Source organism: Planomonospora algeriensis, from assembly GCF_977012225.1.
The window spans coordinates 1-4069 of the sequence record NZ_CDRNDK010000517.1 but is presented as its reverse complement, the minus strand read 5'-3'; the positions used below and the strand labels follow the sequence as shown (position 1 = coordinate 4069).

Annotated in this window: 4 protein-coding genes and 1 pseudogene; all 5 read right to left on the bottom strand. The window is 72.4% G+C overall.

Annotation, left to right across the window (positions count from 1 at the left end; all coding sequences use genetic code 11):
* Positions 1-349: pseudogene (locus tag ACWJ6R_RS31535) on the bottom strand (hypothetical protein); the annotation flags it as partial.
* A complete protein-coding gene (locus tag ACWJ6R_RS31530) occupies positions 346-1065 on the bottom strand; it encodes a VIT1/CCC1 transporter family protein (RefSeq protein WP_449065715.1) in 720 nt (239 codons plus the stop codon). The pseudogene ACWJ6R_RS31535 and the gene ACWJ6R_RS31530, both read right to left, overlap by 4 nt.
* A complete protein-coding gene (lgt, locus tag ACWJ6R_RS31525) occupies positions 1062-2180 on the bottom strand; it encodes a prolipoprotein diacylglyceryl transferase (RefSeq protein ID WP_449065714.1) in 1119 nt (372 codons plus the stop codon). The genes ACWJ6R_RS31530 and lgt overlap by 4 nt, the downstream gene beginning before the upstream one ends.
* Positions 2181-2206: 26 nt before the next feature.
* Positions 2207-2956: a DsbA family protein gene (locus tag ACWJ6R_RS31520; RefSeq protein ID WP_449065713.1), complete on the bottom strand. Its 750-nt coding sequence runs from the start codon at positions 2954-2956 to the stop codon at positions 2207-2209.
* Positions 2956-3510, bottom strand: coding sequence for a MauE/DoxX family redox-associated membrane protein (locus tag ACWJ6R_RS31515; RefSeq protein WP_449065712.1), 555 nt, complete (start codon positions 3508-3510; stop codon positions 2956-2958). The genes ACWJ6R_RS31520 and ACWJ6R_RS31515 overlap by 1 nt, the downstream gene beginning before the upstream one ends.
* Between the last annotated feature and the right edge of the window lie 559 nt (positions 3511-4069).

The window sequence follows — 4069 nt, the reverse complement described above, 5'->3', positions numbered from 1 at the left end:
GGCGCCTGCCGCCCGCTGCGGGGGCCCGCCCGCCCGCATCGCTCTCAGGGGCGGGGCGCTCAGGACGGGGAGCCGCGTCAGGGAGGCTCTCGCTCTCGGTGAAGGCCCGCCCGGAGGCGGGCTCCACGGGGACGCGTCCGGCAGCGGGGCGCCGCTCCACCGGATAGGGCCCGGCCGGAGAGTACGGCCCCGCCGACGGGAACGGCTCCCCCTGCGGGAACGCGACGACCGGAGGGGACTGCTCCGCGGGAGGCGCCGGAGGGAGCAGCTGCCCGGCGGGCGGGTGTTCGGCGGGGGCGCGGCGGCCGGAGGCGCGGCGGCGCTTGCGGCCCGGAGCCGGAGTCGTCACAGCGCCACCCCTCCCAGGAGGTTGCCCAGGCCGAACGTCAGCGCCGCGGCGACCGACCCCACCGCGAACTGGCGCAGCCCGCTGTACCACCAGTTGCGCGCGGTGACCCGGGAGACCAGGACGCCCGCGCCGAACAAGGCCAGGCAGGAGACCACCGCCGAGCTCACCAGGCTGGTGACCCCCATGAGGTACGGCAGGAGCGGCAGGAGCGCGCCCACCGTGAAGGACAGGAACGACGAGACGGCGGCCACCCACGGTGACGGCAGGTCGCCCGGGACGACGCCGAGCTCGGCCCGGGTGTGCACCGCCAGCGCCCGGCCGGGGTCGCGCGAGACCTGCCGGGCCACCTGCGCGGCGAGCTCGGGATCGACGCCCTGCGCCTCGTACATCTGCGCGAGCTCCTCCTCCTCGGCCTCGGGATGGCGCTGGAGCTCGCGCCGCTCGACGTCGATCTCAGCGAGGGCGAGCTCCCGCTGGCTGGCCACGGAGACGTACTCCCCTCCCGCCATGGAGAACGCGCCCGCCGCCAGGCCTGCGATCCCGGCCAGGACGACGATCCCGGTGTCGTCGCTGCCGCCGGCCACCCCCGCGATGAGGGCGAAGTTGGAGACGAGCCCGTCCATCACACCGAACACCGACGGCCGGAGCCAGCCGCCGTTGACGTCGCGGTGCTCGTGGTGGATCTCGGCGCGCTTGCGCGAGCCGTCGCCGCTCACGATTTCTCTTTCTCCCGGCCGGCCTCTCCACCGGGCTGTCCGGCCTCCTCCACGGCGGTGGCGCCGCCGGCGGCCGACGCCGCCGCGGACCTGCCGGGCTCCTGCGTCCCGCCGGTCTCCTCCTCGTCGTCGGCCTGATCCGACGGGTGCGCCGGGTCCACCGGCTCCTCCGGCTCTCCGGCCGCCGCGGTCGCGAGATCGGCCCGCTCCACCGGATCATCAGCGGACCCGCCGGCCCGGTCCGACGGGTCGGCCGGCTCCCCATCGGTCTGCGCGGTCTGCGCGTCCGCCTCGGGCCCGGTGCCCACCGCTTCCTCGCCGGTCTTGTTCCGGGCCCACCAGAAGTAGGCGAGCGCGGCCAGGAACAGGACGATCGAGGTCCACTGGTTGAGCCGCAGGCCCAGGATGTGGTGGGCGGTGTCGACCCGCAGGCCCTCGATCCAGAAGCGGCCGACGGTGTAGCCCGCCACGTAGAGCGCGAACACCCGGCCGTACCGGAGGGCGAACCTCCGGCCCGCCCAGATCAGCACGAGGGCCAGGCCGAGGTCCCAGATCGACTCGTACAGGAACGTGGGGTGGTAGGTGTCCTCTCCCGGCACCGTACCCGGCCGGTCGGGGTCGATCTCCAGACCCCACGGCAGGTCGGTGGGGCTGCCGAACAGCTCCTGGTTGAAGTAGTTGCCCCAGCGTCCGATGGCCTGGGCCACCGCGATGCCGGGGGCGACGGTGTCGGCCACCGCGGTCAGGGAGATCCCCCGGCCGCGGCAGCCGAACCACACACCCAGGGCGCCGAGCGCGACGGCGCCCCAGATGCCCAGCCCGCCGTTCCAGATGAACAGCGCCTCGATCGGCTCGTTGGGCGCGTCCGGCGCGAAGTAGAGCTGCCAGTCGGTGATGACGTGGTAGAGCCTCCCGCCGACCAGGCCGAACGGCACGGCCCAGACGGCGAGGTCCACCATCGTGCCGGGCTCGCCGCCGCGAGCGCGCCAGCGGCGTTCGCTCATGATGACGGCGACGATGACGCCGAGCACGATGCACAGTGCGTAGGCCCGGATCGGGATTACGCCGAGGTGCCAGACCCCCTGAGAGGGGCTGGGAATCGAGGCGAGGGGCATGTCAGGTGACGTTACCGTGTCACGCGCTACTTGGCGGCATCGAGGATCGCCTGGCGCAGCTGCGACGGGTTGAACGCCTCGTTGCCGAGCGCCGTCCCGTTGAGCTTCAGCGTCGGCGTCCCCTGGATCTGCGCGCTCTCGATCTGCGCGTTCGAGTAGTCGGCGTGCGCCTTGGCGTGCTGCTGCGAGGTGACGCACTGCTCGAAGCCCGGGGCGGTCACTCCGACCTCCTTGCCCCATTCGACCAGTTCGTCGGTCTTGAAGCCCTCGACCGTCTCCGGGGGCTGCTCCTCGAAGAGCTTGTCGTGGTAGGCCATCCACTGCTTGCCGTCCGGCACGCAGCGGGCCGCGGCCCCGGCGCGGACGGAGTTGTCCCGCACGACGCCCTCACCGAAGATCGTGATGGGGTGGTAGACCACCTTGACCTTGCCCTCGGCCGCCAGGTTCTTGACGGTCGGGCCGCTGGTCTTGTCCAGCTCCCGGCAGATCGGGCACTGGAAGTCCTCGTAGACGTCCAGCACCGGCTTCTCCACGCCGGCCTTGGCCATGACGACCGATCCGTCGCCCTGGACCGTGATCGGCGCCAGCGCCGTCGTGGTCTCCTCGGACTGACCGCTCTGGATGGAGTACCACCAGCCCGCCCCGACGGCGGCCAGCGCGACGACCACCACGGTCGCGATGGTCGTCATGCGCTTGCGCTGCTCCTGCTTGCGCTCCGCCTCGCGCTGCGCCTTGATCCGGTCACGGGCCGACTGGTCCCGTGCGGCCTTGCCCATCAGTGGTTCTCCTTCTGCAGGGGTTCACCGTCGTCGCCCTCGGCGCCGTCGCCCTCGGCATCGTCGGTTTCGTCGGTGTCATCGATGTCGTACGAATCGCTCTCCCGCGCCGAGGTGACCCCGAGCACGGAGTCCAGTGCGAACCGGCCCGGCGGGAACCAGGCGATGACCACGCCGAGCGCGAACAGGCCGAAGTCCCGCAGGATGTCGACGAGGTAGCTGGGCTCCACCCCCGCCGCGAGCTGGCCGCCGCCGCCGAAGCAGCCGCAGTCGATCCGCAGCCCGCGCGCCCAGGCGGAGGCGATGCCGATCACGAACGCCAGCATGAGCAGCGCGGAGATGACTCCCGCGACCCGGGTGAGCAGCCCGACGACCAGCAGCACCCCGACGACGATCTCCATGATGGGCAGGCCGTAGCCGACCACCGTGGCGAGCGATTCCGGAAGCAGGTCGTACGCCTTGACCGCCTGGACCGACAGGACGGGAGTGCCGATCTTCCCCCAACCGGCGACGATCAGCACGCCTCCCAGCACCAGCCGCGAGACGGTCGTCACCCAGGGTAGCGCCGAACGGACGGCGCGCGGCCCTGGGGACGCGGTCTTGTCAGAAGTCACGAGCACCATCGTCTCCTATTCCCGGTCCCGCCGTGACGGTCCTCCACGGATCTTCCGGATGTCCCGAGAAAGCCCATCATGAGTTCCATAAGCACTGTATAAGTCCTGGACATCGCCTTGATCACAGGCCCCGGCCCGAACGCCTCCGGCCCGGGCGGACGACCGCGCCGCCAGCCGGGCGCCCTTCTCCTCCCGTCCGGGGACACCGGAGGACACCGGACAAGGCCCGGAGACCTCGAAGGTTCCGGACGTGACGGAGCCGGACAGGGCCGGACAAGGCCGGACAGGGCCGGACGAGGCCGGACAGGGCCGGACGAGACCGGGTGAGGCGGGGCCGGGCGGGGTGGCGCCGGACGGGACCAGTCGGAGCCGGGCAGGGTGGCGCCGGGCATGCAAAAGCGGCCGTCCCGGCGGACGGCCGCTCTCATGAGCCGGAGACTCCCGGACGGGTCAGGCGCGCACTCCCGCCGCGAGCCGAACAGCTCGGGCACGGTGACGA